A 16,264-nucleotide genomic window follows, 5' to 3' on the forward strand; every position below is an offset into this window, starting at 1 on the left:
GACCCCGTGCCTGGGCGGCGGCCACACCCGCACCACGGGAGAGGAGTCCAGATGGGCACAGCACTGGCAGGCAAGGTCGCGGTCATCACCGGCGGGGCCAGCGGCATCGGGCAGGCCACCGCCGAGCGGTTCGCCGAGGAGGGCGCCGACGTCGTCGTCGGCGACATCGGCCCGGCGGACGACACCCTCCGCCTGGTGGAGAAGGCCGGCCGGCGGGCGCTGTACGTGCGCACCGACACCACGGTGGAGGCCGACTGCGACGGCCTGGTCGCCGCCGCGGTCGCCGAGTTCGGCCGGGTCGACGTCGGCGTCGCGTCGGCGGGCATCGCGACCGCCGCCGGTCCCAGCAACGTGCAGACCCGAGCGGCGGGCAAGGACGCCACGCACGTGGTGAACCTCGACGTCGCGGCGTTCCAGCGGGTCCTGGACGTCAACGTCACCGGCCTGATGATGACCGGCCGGGCGCTGGCCCGGCAGATGCTGGCCCAGGGCACCGGCGGCTCGATCGTCAACATCGCCTCCAGCGCGGCGAAGATCCCGCTCGCCGGCGCCTCGCCCTACTGCGTGTCCAAGGCCGGCGCGTGGATGCTCACCAAGGTCATGGCGCTGGAACTGGCGACCACCGGCATCCGGGTGAACGCCGTCGGCCCGGGCTACACCGCCACGCCGATGATCGGCGGCATCGAGCAGAACCAGGCCGCCTACGACCTGGCCATGAGCATCACCCCGATGAACCGGCTGGGCACCCCCGCGGAGATCGCGTCGGCCTGCCTGTTCCTGGCGTCGTCGGAGTCCTCCTTCGTGACCGGCCAGATGCTGCACCCCGCCGGGGGGCAGTTCACCGGCTGACCGACCGCACCAGCACGCACCCGGAAGCGCCGGGCGGGAGCCGAGGGCTCCCGCCCGGCGCGTCGTCGTCCGGCCTGGTCGGCGCCGCGTCGGGCCATGTGACGCGCACCACGTCGCGGCCCCCCGGGGTGGTCTCCCTCCCGTTGTCGCGGTCGCCCCGGGCCGACAGGTTCCTTGCCAACGAACCGGCTGCGGCCCGACTTTCTCTCTTGGAGGCTCACGTGCGCGGTACGACGACGTCCGCCCGCAGGACAGCACGACCACGCCGATGGTGGCTCGGGCTCCTGTCGGGGCTGGTCCTGGTGGTGTCCGCCTGCGGGGGTGGCGCGACGGCGGGGACCTCGGCGCAGGGGGAGATCGACCCGGAGGGGACGTTCCGCTACGTGTTCGTGCAGAACCCCTCGACGTTCGACCCGCACCGGTCGGCGAACCCGTGGGACATGGTCTTCTTCCGGCTGGTCTACGACCAGCTGATCATGCTGGACGAGAACGACGAGCTGGCGCCGCAGCTGGCCACCTCGTGGGAGTTCGTCGACGACGAGACGGCGCTGGTGCTGGAGCTGCGCGACGACGTCACCTTCATCGACGGGACGCCCTTCGACGCCGAGGCGGTGAAGGCGAACCTGGAGCGGGCCAAGACGCTGGAGACCAGCGCGCTCAAGGGCCAGCTGGCCCGGATCGAGTCGGTGGAGCCGACGGGGGAGTTCACCGTGCGGATCAACCTGAACGGCCCCGGCGGCGACCTGCCGGCGCTGTTCTCCTCGACCGCCGGCAGCATGATCAGCCCGGCGGCGTTCGACAACGCCGACCTGGACCAGAACCCGGTCGGCTCCGGAATGGCGACGCTGGTGGAGTACGTGCCGGGTCAGCTGACCCGCTACGACCGCAACGAGGAGTACTGGGACCCCGACGCCGCGAAGGCCGCGCACTACGAGATCCTGGTGCAGACCTCGGCGACCACCCGGTTCAACATGCTGCAGACCGGCCAGGCCGAGCTGACCTACCTCGACCCCTCGCAGGCCGAGCAGGCGGAGGCCGCGGGGTTGAACTCCGCGCCGTCGAAGAGCATGTCGATCATGTCGATGTACATGAACACCGGGAAGGCCCCGTTCGACGACATCCGGGTGCGCCAGGCGGTGCAGCACGCGGTGGACCGGCAGGTCATCGTCGACGGGGTGTTCTTCGGCCTGGGTGAGCCGGTGGCGCAGTACATGCCGCCGGACCACTGGGCGTACAACCCCGACGTCACCCCCGAGGGCGAGTACGGCTACGACCCGGAGCGGGCCCGGGAGCTGCTGGCCGAGGCCGGCTACCCCGACGGCGTGGACTTCGAGTTCCTGGTGCCGAGCCTGGACGACCACCGCGCGGTGGCCGAGGCGCTGGTGCCGATGCTCGCCGAGGTGGGCCTGCGCGCGACCACCCGGGTCATCGAGTCCCCGACGACGCCGGTGACCTTCTACAGCCGGCAGGAGGGCAACGCGTTCCCGGGCATGGGGGCGCCGTTCGCCGACCCGACGATCCCCTACCAGGGGAGCCTGCCCGGCCAGTTCGCCAACCCGTGGAACACCACCACCGACGAGTTCCAGCAGGCGTGGACGGACTCCCTCAGCGGCGCCACGCGGGAGGACCGGGTCGAGGCGCTCCACCGGATGGTCGAGGCGGAGAAGGGCGTCCGGAAGAGTTTCCCGCTGCACGCGCACTTCCCGCCCAGCGCCTGGACCGACCGCGCCGTGTTCCCCGAGGGCTACCAGCCGGCCTACGCGCCGACCTTCCGCGGGGTGGGCGTGACCGCCTGACGCGGGTGGAGGCGGGCTCCAGCGGGCCCGCGTCCACCTGACGGTCGCACCGGACGGCCGGGCGGGGAGCACTCCTCGCCCGGCCGTCGTCGTGCCTGCTCCCGGCAGGACGAGTGCGCTGCTCAAGCCCCCGGAACGGCTCTCGCGGACCGCTGCGGACCCGGTCGCCGGCAGTGTGACGTGGACCATGAAACGGCCTCCGAAGGTGGTCATCGTCCCGTTGTCCGGGCCCTCCGCAGCCAGCAGATTCAGGGGCACGGAAGCGAGGCGGTCGACGGTGACCGGGGCGCGAGGAGGACGGCATGGGGCACGCATTGCAGGACCGTGTCGCGGTCATCACCGGTGGCGCGAGCGGCATCGGCACGGCCACCGACGTCCGGTCCGCCGCGGCCTGCCTCGTCCTCGCCAGTGACGCGTCCTCGTCCGTCACCGGCCAGATCCTGCACCCGGCCGGCGGCCAGTTCACCGACTGACCGTCCCGGTCACCCCTCTGGAGGTTCGCAGTGAGTCGTACGACCACGTCCGCCCGCAGGCCGGCCCGACCCCTGCGGTGGTGGACCGGCCTGCTGTCAGTGTTGGTGCTGCTGCTGAGCGCGTGCGGCGGCGGGTCGTCGGCCGGCGCCGGCACCGCCCAGGGGGAGATCGACCCGGAGGGCACGTTCCGCTACGTGTTCGTGCAGAACCCCTCGACGTTCGACCCGCACCGCTCGGGCAACGCCTGGGACATGATCTTCTTCCGGCTGGTCTACGACCAGCTGATCATGCTGGACGAGAACGACGAGCTGGCGCCGCAGCTGGCCACCTCGTGGGAGTTCGTCGACGGCGACACCGCGCTGGTGCTGGAGCTGCGCGACGACGTCACCTTCATCGACGGGACGCCGTTCAACGCCGAGGCGGTCAAGGCCAACCTGGAGCGGGCCAAGACGCTGGAGACCAGCGCGCTGAAGGGGCAGCTGGCCCGGGTGGAGTCCATCGACGTCGTCGACGAGTTCACCGTGCGGCTGAACCTGAACGGGCCCGGCGGTGACCTGCCCAACCTGTTCACCGACCGGCTCGGCAGCATGATCAGCCCGGCGGCGTTCGACAACCCGGACCTGGACCAGAACCCGGTCGGCTCCGGCATGGCCACGCTGGTGGAGTACGTGCCGGGTCAGGTGTCGCGGTACGACCGCAACGAGGAGTACTGGGACCCGGAGGCGGCCAAGGCGGCGCACTACGAGATCCTGGTGCAGACCTCGGCGACCACCCGGTTCAACATGCTGCAGACCGGCCAGGCCGAGCTGACCTACCTCGACCCCTCGCAGGCCGAGCAGGCCGCGACCGCGGGGCTGAACTCCGCGCCCTCGAAGAGCCTGTCGATCATGTCGATCAACATGAACGTCGGGAAGCCGCCGTTCGACGACATCCGGGTGCGCCAGGCGCTGGAGCACGCGATCGACCGGCAGGCGATCGTCGACGGCGTGTTCTTCGGCCTGGGTGAGCCGGTGGCGCAGTACATGCCGCCGGAGCACTGGGCGTACAACCCCGACGTCACCCCCGAGGGCGACCACGGCTACGACCCGGAGCGGGCCCGGGAGCTGCTGGCCGAGGCCGGCTACCCCGACGGCGTCGAGTTCGAGTGGCTGGTGCCGAGCCTGGACGACCACCGCGCGGTGGCCGAGGCACTGGTCCCGATGCTCGCCGAGGCCGGGATGACCGCCAACACGCGGGTCATCGAGTCACCCACGACCCCGGTCACCTTCTACGGCCGCCAGGAGGGCAACGTCTACAACGGCATGGGCGCGCCGTTCGCCGACCCGACGGTGCAGTACCAGAACTACCTGCCCGGGGCCTTCCGCAACCCGTGGAACGTCTCCAGCCCGGAGTTCGAGCAGGCCTGGCTGGACGCGCTGCGCGGCACGACGCAGGAGGAGCGCGCCCCGGCCATCCACCGGATGGTCGAGGAGGAGAAGCGGACCATGATCTCCTTCCCGCTGCACGCGCACTTCCCGCCCAGCGCCTGGACCGACCGCGCCGTGTTCCCCGAGGGCTACCAGCCGGCCTACGCGCCCACCTTCCGCGGCGTCGGCGTCACCGCCTGACCTCCGGGCGCGGGCGGCGGGGAACGCGACCCGCCCGCGCCCGGTGCACGACCGCTGGACCCGAGGGGCCCGGCCGCACCTCCGCCCCATCCCAGCCCGGTGGCGCACCGCTGCGCCGCCGTACCGAGAGGAAGCCAGCGCATGCGTCTCGACGGCAAGGTCGCGGTCATCACCGGCGGCGGTTCCGGCATCGGCGCCGCCACGGCGGAGGCGTTCACCCGCGAGGGCGCCCGCGTGGTGATCGCCGACATCGACGGCGCCGCGGGGGAGTCCGTGGCCAAGGAGCTGCGGGCGGCCGGGGCCACGATCGACTTCCTCGAGGCCGACGCCTCCCGGCAGGCCGACCTCGAGCGGGTCATCGGGTTCGCGACCAGCACCCACGGCCGGCTCGACGTCCTCCACAACAACCACGTCTCCTTCGAGGCGGGGCGGATCGGCGACCTCACCTGGGACGGGCTCCGCCGCTCACTGGACGTCGGGCTGGTCTCGTACTGGTACGCGATCAAGCTGGCCCTGGAGCCGATGCTGGCCCAGGGGCGCGGCTCGATCGTGAACACCGCCTCGGTCTCCGGCCTGGCCGGTGACTTCGGGCTGGGTGCCTACAACATGCTCAAGGCCGGCGTCGTCAACCTCTCGCGGGTCACCGGCATCGAGTACGCCCGCAAGGGCGTGCGGTGCAATGCCGTCTGCCCCGGCCCCATCGGCACCCCGCCGATCGACCGGCTGCACGACGCCGCCCCGGCGACGTGGGAGGCCATCCGCGAGGCGATCCCGATGGGCCGCTACGGGCGCGCCGAGGAGATCGCCAACGCGGTCCTCTTCCTCGCCTCCGACGAGTCCAGCTTCGTCACCGGCACCCACCTGGTCGCCGACGGCGGGCTGTGGGCGCACTCCGGGATGCCGCCGATCGGCGGCCTGGGCCCGGACTTCTGAACACAGGACATCCAGGGAGGCAGTCGCTGCCATGACCACCGAGCCGTGCGGCGTCCGGGTGACGCCGCACCTGCGAGATCCGTCGGCCGACCACTGGACCCCCGTGGTCAGTCAGCACCGGGTCGCGGCCAACGCGCCCCGGATCCCCGTTCCGACCCGTCAGGAGAGCACGCGATGACCACGCTGGAGATCCCGAACATCGGGACGTTCGACGTCGAGCTGTGGGAGGAGGGCAGCGGGGCACCGCTGCTGTACCTGCACGGCTACGAGCGCCACCCCGGCGCCGCCGGCTTCCTCAAGCGGCTGGCGGAGAGCCGCCGCGTGCTCGCCCCGGAGCTGCCGGGCTACGGGCGGTCCACCGGCTTCCAGAACTTCACCGACGTCATCGACGTCGCCCTCTACCACCGCGAGCTGGTGGAGTCCCTGGGGGTCGGGCAGGTCGACGTCGTCGGCCACTCCCTCGGCGGGATGTTCGCCGCCGAGCTGGCGGCCATCGCCCCCCAGCTGGTCCGCCGGCTCGTGCTGGTCAACGCCTTCGGCGTCTGGCTGGACGACGAGCCGGCGCTGGACCCCTTCGGCGCGGCGGCCGAGGTCAAGGCGGCCAAGTGGCACGGCGAGGCGCCCAAGCAGGAGCCGACGAACTTCGTGCCCGACCCGGACGACCCCCACGGGGCCATCCTGTTCAGCGCGCAGAACCTCGGCACGGCCACCAAGTTCATGTGGCCGATCGCCGACCGCGGCCTGCGGCGGCGGCTGCCGCTGATCGACGCCCCGACGCTCGTCGTCCACGGCACCTCCGACGGGCTGCTCCCGGTGTCCTACGCCGACGAGTTCGTCCGGCTGGTCCCGAACGCCGAGCTGGCCCTCATCGACGCCGCGGGCCACTACCCGATGGTCGAGCAGGAGGACGAGTTCGTGTCGGTGGTCGGCAAGTTCCTGGACGCCTGACCGGATCGACGGAGGAGGAGACGACATGGGCAGGGTCGAGGGCAAGGTCGCGCTGGTCACCGGTGGCGCGGCGGGTATCGGCCGGGAGACGGCGGTCACCCTGGCACGAGAGGGCGCGAGGGTGGTCATCGCGGACCTGAACCTGGACGGCGCCAAGGAGACCGCCGCGATGATCGGGGACGCCGCGACCCCGGTGTACTTCAACGCGACGGAGCAGCAGTCGATCCAGGAGCTGGTCGAGGCGGTCCTGGCCGAGCACGGCCGGGTGGACGTCATCCACAACAACGCCGCGCTGGTCGGGCCCGACGCCTGGTTCACCGACTCCACGGTGGTCGACACGTCGATCGAGATGTGGGACCGCGCGTTCGCGACCAACGTGCGCAGCATCTTCCTGATGTGCAAGTACGCGCTGCCGCACATGGTCGAGAACGGCGGCGGGTCGATCATCAACATGGCCTCCGTCGGCGGCCTGCGGGGCAGCACGGCGCTGACCGCCTACGGGACGACGAAGGCCGCCGTCATCGGGCTGACCCGGTACATCGCCGCCCAGCACGGCAAGCAGGGGGTGCGCTGCAACGCGATCGCCCCCGGGGTCATCCAGACCCAGCAGCTGCTCGACGCCGTGCCCGACCTGCCGACCGCGGCCCTGGCCACGGTCGCCTCACCGCGGGTGGGGCTGCCCAGCGACATCGCAAACATGGTGCTGTTCCTCGCCTCGGACGAGTCGGCCTTCGTCAACGGCGAGACCTACCGCGTCGACGGCGGCGCGATGGAGGCCGGCTCCAGCGGCCGCTGAGCTGCCGCCGCCTCCGGCCCGGCGACCGGCCGGGCCGACCCCTTCCCGTTCCACCCACACCACCTGCCCTGGAGGGCTCCCGTGATCAAGCTGACCGTCCTGTACGACCGCCCCTCCGACGTCGAGGCGTTCGAGGCCTACTACATGGCCAACCACGTTCCGCTGGCCCGCAAGGTGCCGGGCCTCAACGACATCGAGGTCACGCTGTTCCAGCCGGGTCCCGACGGCTCGCTGCCGAAGTACCACCTCATGGCCGAGCTGACGTTCGACGACCCGGCGACCATGCAGGCCGGTCTGGCCTCGGAGGAGGGCAAGGCGCTCGGCGCCGACGTCGCCAACTTCCCCGGCACGACCTCGGCCACCCACCTCGTCGGCATCGTCGCCTGACCCGGCCGGGAAGAGGACCTCTTCGATGAAGTTCCACTGGTTCGCCCAGCAGTACTACACCAAGCTGCCCCCGGACTACGGCGACGTGAACCGCAGCTCGTGGGTGACGGCGCCCATCAACGTCACCGACCCCGCCCAGGTGGGCGAGGACTACCACATGTACATCCGGCTGATGCAGCAGGCCGACGGGCTGGGCTGGGACTCGTTGCTGCTCAACGAGCACCACCAGACGTCGCTGGCGATGACGCCGTCGCCGAACCTGATCGCCAGCATCCTCGCGGCGACGACGGAGAACGCGGCGATCGCGCTGTGCGGCAACTCCCTGGCGCTGTACAAGCCGCCGATCCGGGTGGCCGAGGAGATCGCGATGCTGGACTGCCTCTCCGGCGGCCGCATCATCGCCGGCATCGTGTTCGGGACCCCCATGGACACCGCGTTCTCCTACGGGGTCCCGCCGATCGAGCTGCGCGAGCGCTTCCACGAGGCCCGGGACCTGATCACCCGCGCCTGGAAGGCCGAGGAGCCCTTCGCCTTCAACGGCAAGTACACGCAGCTGCGCTACGTCAACCCGTGGCCGCGGCCCATCCAGGAGGAGCTCCCGGTCTGGATCCCCGGCAGCGGGAGCCCGGAGACCTGGGACGTCGTCAACGCGCTGGACTACTGCTACGGCTATCTCTCCTTCTCGGGGAAGCAGAGCGCCGAGCCCATCGTGAAGGGGTTCTGGGACTACACCGAGAGCCAGGGCGGCAACATGAACCCCAACCGCATGGCCTTCACCCAGGTGATCTGCTGCGCCGACACCGACGAGGAGGCCGAGCGGCAGTACGCCGATGCGGTCAAGTACTTCTACCGGCAGAACCCCACGGCCATCGAGTTCGCGACCCCGCCGGGGTACAACACCCCCGCGTCGATCCGGAGCACCCTCGACCGGGCCAAGGTGATCAGCAACGAGGAGCGGCTCAAGGCCGCCCGCGGCGAGCTCAGCTTCTGGGAGTACGACGAGCTGGGCTACATCATCGCCGGCACCCCGGAGCGGGTGGCGCAGCGCGTGCGGGAGCTGGCGACCGACCTGCGGATCGGCCAGCTGATCACCTGCATGCACGTCGGCAACCTCCCCGAGGAGGTCGCGGCGGAGAACAACCGGCTGTTCGGCACCGAGGTCATGCCCCAGCTGCGTGACCTGTGGTCGGACCAGGAGGACCGCTGGACGCCGAAGGTCTCCCAGGAGCGGGTGGCCGCGAAGTTCGGCAGCGGGCTGCCCCGGTAGTCCCGCGTCCGGGGCCGGACGGCGCCGCGCCGTCCGGCCCACTGGGGCCGGCTCCGGGCGTCCCGCGGCGGGTCGTTCGGCCCGAGGACGCCGCGCGCGTGGTGTCCTTCCGGGTGAGCGACACCACGGCTCGGTGTCCGGCAAGGCGGTCCGCGCCGCCGGCCGCCGGCGCCACCGGGCACCCCGTGTCCGGCCGGCACGGGGCGGCCGGACCCGGTACGGACCGGGTCGGGGCGGTCCCGTGGACGCCGCGTGTACCCGCAGTGAGGAAGAGAGAAGAGAGCATGTCGCAGAACAGTCGGATCGTCGTGCTGGGCGGCGCCCGGACCCCGGTGGGCAGCTTCGGCGGCGCCCTGAAGGACGTGCCGGCGCACGAGCTCGGCGCCACGGCCGCCCGGGCCGCGCTGGAGCGCACCTCGGTCGCGCCGGAGGACGTCGACGAGGTCGTCATGGGCTGCATCGGCCAGGTCGGCCCGGATGCCTACAACGCCCGGCGGGTGGCCCTGGCCGCGGGGCTGCCCGCCCGGACCCCGGCGCACACGGTCAACCGGCTGTGCGGCTCCGGGCTGCAGGCGGTGTGGTCGGCGGCGATGCAGATCCGCTGGGGGGCGGCCCGGGTCGCGCTCGCCGGTGGCGACGAGTCGATGTCGCGGATGCCGTTCTACGACTTCGGGGCGCGCAACGGCTACCGGCTGGGCGACCGCACGCTGGTCGACGGCACGGTCATGATGCTCACCGACCCCTTCCACGACATCCACATGGGCGTGACCGCCGAGCGGGTCGCCGAGAAGTACGACATCAGCCGCGAGGCGCAGGACGAGTTCGCGCTGGAGTCCCAGCGCCGCGCCGCCACGCCCGAGGCGAAGGCGGTCTTCGACGAGGAGATCACGCCGGTGTCCACCGGTGGGCGCCGGCCGACCACGGTCGCCGTTGACGAGCACCCCAAGCCCGGCACCACGGCGGAGGCGCTGGCCGCGCTCCGGCCTGCGTTCGCCGCCGGCGGCACGGTCACGGCGGGCAACGCCTCGGGGATCAACGACGGCGGGGCCGCGCTGGTGCTCACCACCGAGGAGGCCGCCCGCGACCGCGGCGCCACCGGGCTGGTCGCGCTGGAGGCGGTGACCACCGCGGCGCTGGAGCCCGAACTCATGGGCTACGCCCCGGTGCTGGCGCTGCGGGCGCTGTTCGAGCAGACCGGGACCACGCCGGCCGACATCGGCACCGTCGAGCTGAACGAGGCCTTCGCCGCGCAGGCCGTGGCCTGCGTCCGCGACGCCGGCCTGGACCCGGAGCGCACCAACCCCTACGGCGGGGCGATCGCGCTGGGGCACCCCGTCGGCGCGACCGGCGCGATCCTGACCCTGCGCGTGGTGCAGGACCTGATCCGGCGCGACCTGGAGCTCGGCGTCGTGTCGATGTGCATCGGCGGCGGCCAGGCACTGGCCGCCCTCTTCCGCCGCATCGACTGACCCCACCCGCCGGCCGCCCCGCAGCGTCCCGGGGCGGCCGGCGGAGGGATCCGGGCGCCGTCGCCCCCACCCCGACCGACCCCGACGTGAGGAGAACGACGCGGTGAGCACCCTCCAGGCCACCACCGGCGCCGGCGACCGGCCCGGTGCGCCCGACGTGCCCGACCTCGTCGCGCGGACACGGGAGTTCGTCCGGGAGGTCGTCCTGCCGGTGGACGACCGGTTCGACGGGGACGTGACCGCCGCAGGCGGGGACGGCCTGCGCCGGGAGCTGCAGGCGGCCGCGCGCGAGCGGGGCCTGCTGGCACCGCACGCACCGGTCGAGTTCGGCGGGCTCGGGCTGTCGATGACGCAGCGGGCCCGGGTGTTCGAGGCGGCCGGCTACTCGGTGTTCGGCGGGCTGGCGATCAACGTCGCGGCGCCGGACGAGGGCAACGTGCACCTGCTGGCGCACGTCGCCACCCCGGCACAGCAGCAGGAGTACCTGGCCCCGCTGGTGGCGGGGGAGGTGCGCTCGGCGTTCGCGATGACCGAGCCGGCGCCCGGGGCGGGGTCGGACCCGTCGGCACTGGCGACGACGGCGTCCCGGGTGCCCGGGGGGTGGCGGATCGACGGGCGCAAGACGTTCATCACCGGCGCCGACGGGGCGGGCTTCTTCATCGTGATGGCCCGCACCAGCGGGGAGCCGGGCGCGCGCGGCGGCGGCACGATGTTCCTCGCCCCGGCCGGTGCACCCGGCATCGAGGTGGGCCGGCACGTGCCGACGATGGACCGCTCGATGGTCGGCGGGCACTGCGAGGTGGTCTTCGACGGGCTCGTCGTCCCCGACGACGCGGTGCTGGGAGAGGTCGACCAGGGCTTCGCCAACGCCCAGGTGCGGCTGGGGCCGGCGCGGATGACCCACGTCATGCGCTGGCTGGGCGCCGCCGTGCGGGCGCACGAGGTCGCGGTGGAGCACGCGACGGCGCGCCGTGGCTTCGGCAGCGCGATCGCCGACCTGGGGTTGGCGCAGCAGTTGATCGCGGACAACGAGATCGACCTCGCCGCGACCCGGGCCCTGCTCGACGTGGCGTGCGCGGCGCTGGACGCCGGGTCGTCGGCCGGCCAGGAGACCTCGATCGCCAAGACCTTCGGCGGCGAGGCGATCGGCCGGGTCGTGGACCGGGCGATGCAGCTGTGCGGGGGGCTGGGGGTGTCGGCGGACCTGCCGATCGCCCGCATCGCCCGCGAGGTGCGCCCGTTCCGGGTCTACGACGGGCCCTCGGAGGTGCACCGGTTCGCCATCGCCAAGCGGGCGGTCCGGGCCGCCCGGTCGCGGACGGCGTCGTGACCGGCCTGCCGGGTCTGGACCTGGACGCGCTGCACGCGCACCTGGCCGCCCGCGGGGTCGACCTCGCCGGCCCCCTACGCGGGGAGCTGATCGCCGGCGGCCGGTCCAACCTGACCTTCGCGGTGACCGACGGGTCGTCCCGGTGGGTGGTGCGCCGTCCGCCGCTGGCCGGCCTCACCGCCTCGGCACACGACATGGCCCGGGAGCACCGGGTCACCAGTGCGCTGCAGGGGACCGAGGTGCCCGTCGCCCGGCCGATCAGCCTGTGCGAGGACGACACGGTGCTGGGCGCGCCCTTCACCGTCGTGGAGTGGGTGGACGGCGTGGTCGTCCGCGACCAGGACGAGCTGGCCGCCCTCTCCGACGACGCGGTGCGGCGCACCACCGCCGGGCTGGTCGAGGTGCTCGTGGCGCTGCACGCGGTCGACGTCGACGCCGTGGGGCTGCGCGGCTTCGGCCGGCCGGAGGGCTTCCTCACCCGGCAGGTGGCGCTGTGGCGGCGGCAGTGGGACTCCGTCCGCACGCGGGAGTCCGCCGACCTCGAACGGCTGCACGCCCTGCTCGTCGACCGGGTGCCGGCCGCGGGGGAGGTCGCCGTCGTGCACGGGGACTACCGCATCGACAACGCCATCCTCGACCGGACCGACCCGGGGACGGTCCGTGCCGTCGTCGACTGGGAGCTGTCCACTCTCGGTGACCCGCTGACCGACGTCGCGCTGATGTGCGTCTACCGGCACCCGGCCCTCGACGTGGTCCTCGGCATCCCCGCGGCGTGGACCAGCCCCCGGCTGCCCGCACCCGACGCCCTCGCCGAGGCCTACACCCGCGAGTCCGACCGCGACCTCGGCGACTGGCCGTTCTACCTGGGGCTGGCCCACCTGAAGCTCGCCGTCATCGCCGCGGGCATCGCCCACCGGGCGCACGCGGGCGCCGACGCCGGCCGGGACGCCCGCCGCGCGGCCGAGGCCGTGCCCGACCTCGTCGCCGACGGCCTGTCGGCTCTCGCACGCCGATGACCGGCACGCCGGCGGCGCCCCCACGTACCCGGCGGCCGGGCCGACCGCTGAGCACCTGGCGCGGGCCCTGCTGGTGAGCCGGCCGACCGGCACCAGGACCACCCGCCGGACGACCCGGCGGGCCGATGAGAGGAGTGGGCAGTGCAGCCGACCCCCTGCGACCACGGCAACCACACGTTCTGCACCAGCGAGTGCGGGTGCACCTGTCACGACGAGGAGCACGGCTGACGCCTCGGGGACCGGAGGTCCCAGCGGAGTCGCTCGGGTGCGGGGACCGCGCCCGGACGACTCCGCTGCGGGCGGTCACGCCGGGCGGGCGAGCAGCTCCCGCAGGGTGGCGTCGACGAACTCGTTGTCGGCGGCGTTGAGGCCCAGGCCGCCGAAGTGCCCCCAGATGGTGTCGATGACCCGCACCTCACCGTGCTCGATGAACTGCGAGGCCCACTGCTCGTCCTCGGGCGGGAAGTACAGGTCGGTCCGGGCCGGCATCGCGATCAGCGGGCACCGGATCGACCGCAGCGCCGCCTCGGTGTCGCCGTCGAAGCCCGGCGTCTTCCCCACGTCGCCGTTCTCCCAGGTCCACAGCATCGCCAGCAGGTTGTTGGGGTCGCGGTCGTCGAGCCAGAAGCCCTCCCAGAAGCCGACCAGGAAGTCCTCCAGCGAGGAGTAGCCCATCTCGCGGTAGGTGCGCTGCCAGTAGAACGCCTGGGACAGCCCCCAGCCGGCGTAGATGCGGGCGAAGGCGCGCAGCCCGGCGGTGGGCAGGGCGTCGGGGGAGTAGTGCCCGCCCTTGAACGCGGGGTCGAGCGTGAGCGCCGCGCGGAGGCTCTTGAGGAAGACCTGGTTGTGCTCGCTGGTGCGGCTGGAGCCGACGATGGGCGCCGCGCGCCTGACCATCTCCGGGTGGCTGACCGCCCACTGGTAGGTCTGCCCGGCACCCATCGAGGAGCCCACCACCAGCTCGATCGACTCGATGCCCCACTTCCGCGTGAGCAGGCGGTGCTGGGCCTCGATCTGGTCGTGGAAGGTGATCGCCGGGAAGTGCGGCCCGTCGAAGGGCGGCGGGGTGTTGCTGGGAGAGCTGGACAGGCCGTTGTTCAGCTGGTTCGGCATCACGATGAAGTACTGCGCGGGGTCGCACGCGGTGCTGGGGCCCAGCGACCACTCGTTGGCGTCGTGCCAGGCGCTGAACCAGGTGGGGTGGACGATGACGTTGGACCGGTCCTCGTTCAGCGTCCCGTACGTCTTGTAGGCCAGCGTGGCGTTCCGCAGCGTCGCGCCGCTCTGCAGCGGCAGGTCCCCGAGGTCGAACAGCTCGTGGTCGGTGGGTGCGGGCACGGCGACTCCCTTTCACGTGAAAGCGTCGCGCCAGCCTGTCGTCCTCCCGGGTCCCACCGCAAGGCCGTGCTCCGCGGTCGCCGGCCGGGCGGGTGCCCGCCCGGCCGGCGACCGCGGGAGGTCACGCCCCGTCGCCCTTGCCGGAGGCGCGGGCGCCGGCCGGGGCGTCGGCGCCGGGGGTCCCGAGGTGCCGCTCGAAGAACGGGGGGATGACCAGGTCGCCGGGGCCGAGGTCGGCGATCGAGGTGTGGCCGAGGCCGATCAGCGCCGAGCCGAGCCCGTCGCGCAGCAGGTCCAGGACGTTCTCGACGCCGGCCTGCCCGTTGGCGGCCAGGCCCCACAGGTAGGCGCGGCCGATCATCACCGCCCGGGCGCCGAGCGCGAGGGCCTTGGCGACGTCGCTGCCGCGGCGGATGCCGCCGTCCATGAGGACCTCGACCTGGTCACCGACGGCCTCGGCGATCGCCGGCAGGGCCCGGATCGCCGCCGGGGTGCCGTCGAGGTTGTTGCCGCCGTGGTTGGACACCGAGATCGCGGTGACACCGGCGTCGACGGCGCGCTTGGCGTCGTCGACCCGCATGACGCCCTTGAGCATGAACTGGCCGCCCCACTGCTCGCGCAGCCACGTCACGTCGTCCCACGACGGCATCGGCGAGGCGGTCCACATGCCGTAGGCGCCGAAGAACGTCGGCGCCGGCTCGCCCGGGGTCGCCACCATGTTGGGCACGGTGAGGTCGGGGATCTTCCCGGTCCTCGCGAAGTCCAGCAGCCAGCGGGGCTTGGCCAGCACCTGCGGCGCGTAGCGGCGGGCCGCCTCGACGTCGATCTTCTCCGGGATGAACGGGCTGCCCCAGTCGCGGCCGTAGGCGAAGGACCAGTCCAGGGTGGCGATGAGGCCGACCGCCCCGGCCCGGCGGGCCCGCTCCATGCGGGCGGCCATCGCGTCGCGGTCGCCGACCCAGTACATCTGGAAGAACGTCTGCGGGTTGGCCTCGACGACGTCCTCGATCGGCTTGCTGGCGAACGACGACAGGCCCATCGGCACGCCGCGGGCCGCCGCGGCCCGGGCGACGGCGACCTCGCCGTCGGGGTGCACGGCCTGCACGCCGGTCGGGCTGATCATCACCGGCATCGACGTCGGCTGGCCCATGATCGTCGTCGCCAGCTGCCGGTCGTTGCTCAGGCCGGCCACGTGCGGCGCGAACCCGAGCTCGCCGAAGGCCGCCGTGTTGTCGTCCACCGTCAGCCCCCGGTCGGACCCGGCCACCAGTGCTCCGTACACGCCTTTAGGCAACCTGCGCTTCGCCCGCCGCTGGGCCTCGGCCACCGACTCGAACCAGGCGTTCGCCATCTCCGCACTCTCCTCGTCCTCGTTGCCGCCCGCCCCGCGCGCCGTCGCCGGGGTGCAGGCCAGCGCCTCGTCCCGGTCCACGCAGAAACGGGGATCCATCCCCACTAAAGGTGTACCGTTCGAGACATGCCCGTCCACCCTCGCCCCCTGCGCGCCGACGCGCAGCGCAACCGGGACGCGATCGTCGCCGCGGCGCGCGAGGTCATGGGCCGGCGCGGGCTGGACGCGCCCCTCGACGAGATCGCCCAGGCCGCCGGCGTCGGCAACGCGACCCTCTACCGGCGCTTCCCCTCGCGCCGGGAGCTGGTGCAGGCGGTCTTCGCCGACGGGATGAGCCGGTACGCCTCCGCGGGGGAGCGGGCGCTCCAGGTCGACGACCCGTGGGCGGCCGTGTGCGGCTACCTGACCGACATCTGCGCGCTGCAGGCGGAGCACCGGGCGCTGGCGGACCTGGTCACCTCGACGGAGTATGTCGACGACAACCGCGCGCTCGCCGTCGCCTCCCTACAGCGACTGCTCGACCGCGCCCGGGCGGCCGGCGTGCTGCGCCGCGACCTCACCCTCGAGGACGTCGCGCTGATGCTGACCGCGAACGCCGGCGTGGTCCGGCAGGCCGGTGACCGCGCCGTCGAGGCGTCGCGGCGGTTCGTCGCGCTGCTGCTCGACGGGCTGCACGCCGCACCCCACTGATCCCGGCGCCCGG

The 16,264-nt window shown here is 73.0% G+C and carries 15 protein-coding genes; 13 read left to right on the forward strand and 2 right to left on the reverse strand.

The window, feature by feature from the left end:
- Positions 1-51 precede the first annotated feature (51 nt).
- The 12 genes from CRP39_RS02495 to CRP39_RS02545 all read left to right on the forward strand — a co-directional run bounded on the left by CRP39_RS02495 (position 52) and on the right by CRP39_RS02545 (position 12,872).
- On the forward strand, positions 52-849 hold the full coding sequence (locus CRP39_RS02495; protein ID WP_097204048.1) for an SDR family NAD(P)-dependent oxidoreductase: 798 nt from the start codon (positions 52-54) through the stop codon (positions 847-849).
- A gap of 305 nt (positions 850-1,154) precedes the next feature.
- Entirely contained in the window at positions 1,155-2,645 is a 1,491-nt protein-coding gene (locus CRP39_RS02500; protein ID WP_143426533.1) for an ABC transporter substrate-binding protein, read from the forward strand.
- Positions 2,646-2,947: 302 nt separating this feature from the next.
- Positions 2,948-3,118, forward strand: a complete 171-nt coding sequence (locus CRP39_RS27140) for a hypothetical protein (protein WP_216359582.1) — start codon at positions 2,948-2,950, stop codon at positions 3,116-3,118.
- 105 nt (positions 3,119-3,223) lie between these two features.
- Positions 3,224-4,726 (forward strand): ABC transporter substrate-binding protein, encoded by a 1,503-nt coding sequence (locus CRP39_RS02505; RefSeq protein WP_143426535.1) that lies wholly within the window; start codon positions 3,224-3,226, stop codon positions 4,724-4,726.
- Positions 4,727-4,867: 141 nt separating this feature from the next.
- Positions 4,868-5,659 (forward strand): SDR family NAD(P)-dependent oxidoreductase, encoded by a 792-nt coding sequence (locus CRP39_RS02510; RefSeq protein ID WP_097204054.1) that lies wholly within the window; start codon positions 4,868-4,870, stop codon positions 5,657-5,659.
- Between the two features lie 174 nt (positions 5,660-5,833).
- On the forward strand, positions 5,834-6,607 hold the full coding sequence (locus CRP39_RS02515) for an alpha/beta fold hydrolase (protein ID WP_097204056.1): 774 nt from the start codon (positions 5,834-5,836) through the stop codon (positions 6,605-6,607).
- Positions 6,608-6,632: 25 nt separating this feature from the next.
- The gene (locus tag CRP39_RS02520) at positions 6,633-7,403 is read left to right on the forward strand and encodes an SDR family NAD(P)-dependent oxidoreductase (RefSeq protein WP_097204058.1); all 771 of its coding nucleotides are present in this window, start codon (positions 6,633-6,635) and stop codon (positions 7,401-7,403) included.
- A gap of 81 nt (positions 7,404-7,484) precedes the next feature.
- A complete protein-coding gene (locus CRP39_RS02525; RefSeq protein WP_097204060.1) occupies positions 7,485-7,790 on the forward strand; it encodes an EthD family reductase in 306 nt (101 codons plus the stop codon).
- Between the two features lie 25 nt (positions 7,791-7,815).
- Positions 7,816-9,057, forward strand: a complete 1,242-nt coding sequence (locus tag CRP39_RS02530) for an LLM class flavin-dependent oxidoreductase (RefSeq protein WP_097204062.1) — start codon at positions 7,816-7,818, stop codon at positions 9,055-9,057.
- A gap of 284 nt (positions 9,058-9,341) precedes the next feature.
- On the forward strand, positions 9,342-10,526 hold the full coding sequence (locus CRP39_RS02535) for a thiolase family protein (RefSeq protein WP_097204065.1): 1,185 nt from the start codon (positions 9,342-9,344) through the stop codon (positions 10,524-10,526).
- Between the two features lie 103 nt (positions 10,527-10,629).
- On the forward strand, positions 10,630-11,856 hold the full coding sequence (locus CRP39_RS02540) for an acyl-CoA dehydrogenase family protein (RefSeq protein WP_097204066.1): 1,227 nt from the start codon (positions 10,630-10,632) through the stop codon (positions 11,854-11,856).
- Entirely contained in the window at positions 11,853-12,872 is a 1,020-nt protein-coding gene (locus tag CRP39_RS02545; RefSeq protein ID WP_097204068.1) for a phosphotransferase family protein, read from the forward strand. Before CRP39_RS02540 ends, CRP39_RS02545 begins: the two co-directional genes overlap by 4 nt.
- A 303-nt stretch (positions 12,873-13,175) precedes the next feature.
- Here CRP39_RS02545 and CRP39_RS02550 read toward each other — a convergent pair whose 3' ends face one another.
- On the reverse strand, positions 13,176-14,210 hold the full coding sequence (locus tag CRP39_RS02550; RefSeq protein ID WP_097204070.1) for an alpha/beta fold hydrolase: 1,035 nt from the start codon (positions 14,208-14,210) through the stop codon (positions 13,176-13,178).
- A gap of 121 nt (positions 14,211-14,331) precedes the next feature.
- Positions 14,332-15,642, reverse strand: coding sequence for a pre-mycofactocin synthase MftD (gene mftD, locus CRP39_RS02555; RefSeq protein WP_245853516.1), 1,311 nt, complete (start codon positions 15,640-15,642; stop codon positions 14,332-14,334).
- Between the two features lie 45 nt (positions 15,643-15,687).
- Here mftD and CRP39_RS02560 point away from each other — a divergent pair, with 45 nt between their 5' ends.
- Positions 15,688-16,251: a TetR/AcrR family transcriptional regulator gene (locus CRP39_RS02560; RefSeq protein ID WP_097204072.1), complete on the forward strand. Its 564-nt coding sequence runs from the start codon at positions 15,688-15,690 to the stop codon at positions 16,249-16,251.
- Positions 16,252-16,264 lie beyond the last annotated feature (13 nt).

The sequence above is a fragment of the Geodermatophilus sabuli genome (assembly GCF_900215145.1).
Classification (GTDB): Bacteria; Actinomycetota; Actinomycetes; order Mycobacteriales; family Geodermatophilaceae; genus Geodermatophilus; species Geodermatophilus sabuli.

Coding starts and splice junctions, on each gene's coding strand:
- CRP39_RS02510 (WP_097204054.1), top strand. CDS start 4,868: ATGCGTCTCGACGGCAAGGTCGCGGTCATCACCGGCGGCGGTTCCGGC.
- CRP39_RS02560 (WP_097204072.1), top strand. CDS start 15,688: ATGCCCGTCCACCCTCGCCCCCTGCGCGCCGACGCGCAGCGCAACCGG.
- CRP39_RS02535 (WP_097204065.1), top strand. CDS start 9,342: ATGTCGCAGAACAGTCGGATCGTCGTGCTGGGCGGCGCCCGGACCCCG.
- CRP39_RS02530 (WP_097204062.1), top strand. CDS start 7,816: ATGAAGTTCCACTGGTTCGCCCAGCAGTACTACACCAAGCTGCCCCCG.
- CRP39_RS27140 (WP_216359582.1), top strand. CDS start 2,948: ATGGGGCACGCATTGCAGGACCGTGTCGCGGTCATCACCGGTGGCGCG.
- CRP39_RS02515 (WP_097204056.1), top strand. CDS start 5,834: ATGACCACGCTGGAGATCCCGAACATCGGGACGTTCGACGTCGAGCTG.
- CRP39_RS02495 (WP_097204048.1), top strand. CDS start 52: ATGGGCACAGCACTGGCAGGCAAGGTCGCGGTCATCACCGGCGGGGCC.
- CRP39_RS02520 (WP_097204058.1), top strand. CDS start 6,633: ATGGGCAGGGTCGAGGGCAAGGTCGCGCTGGTCACCGGTGGCGCGGCG.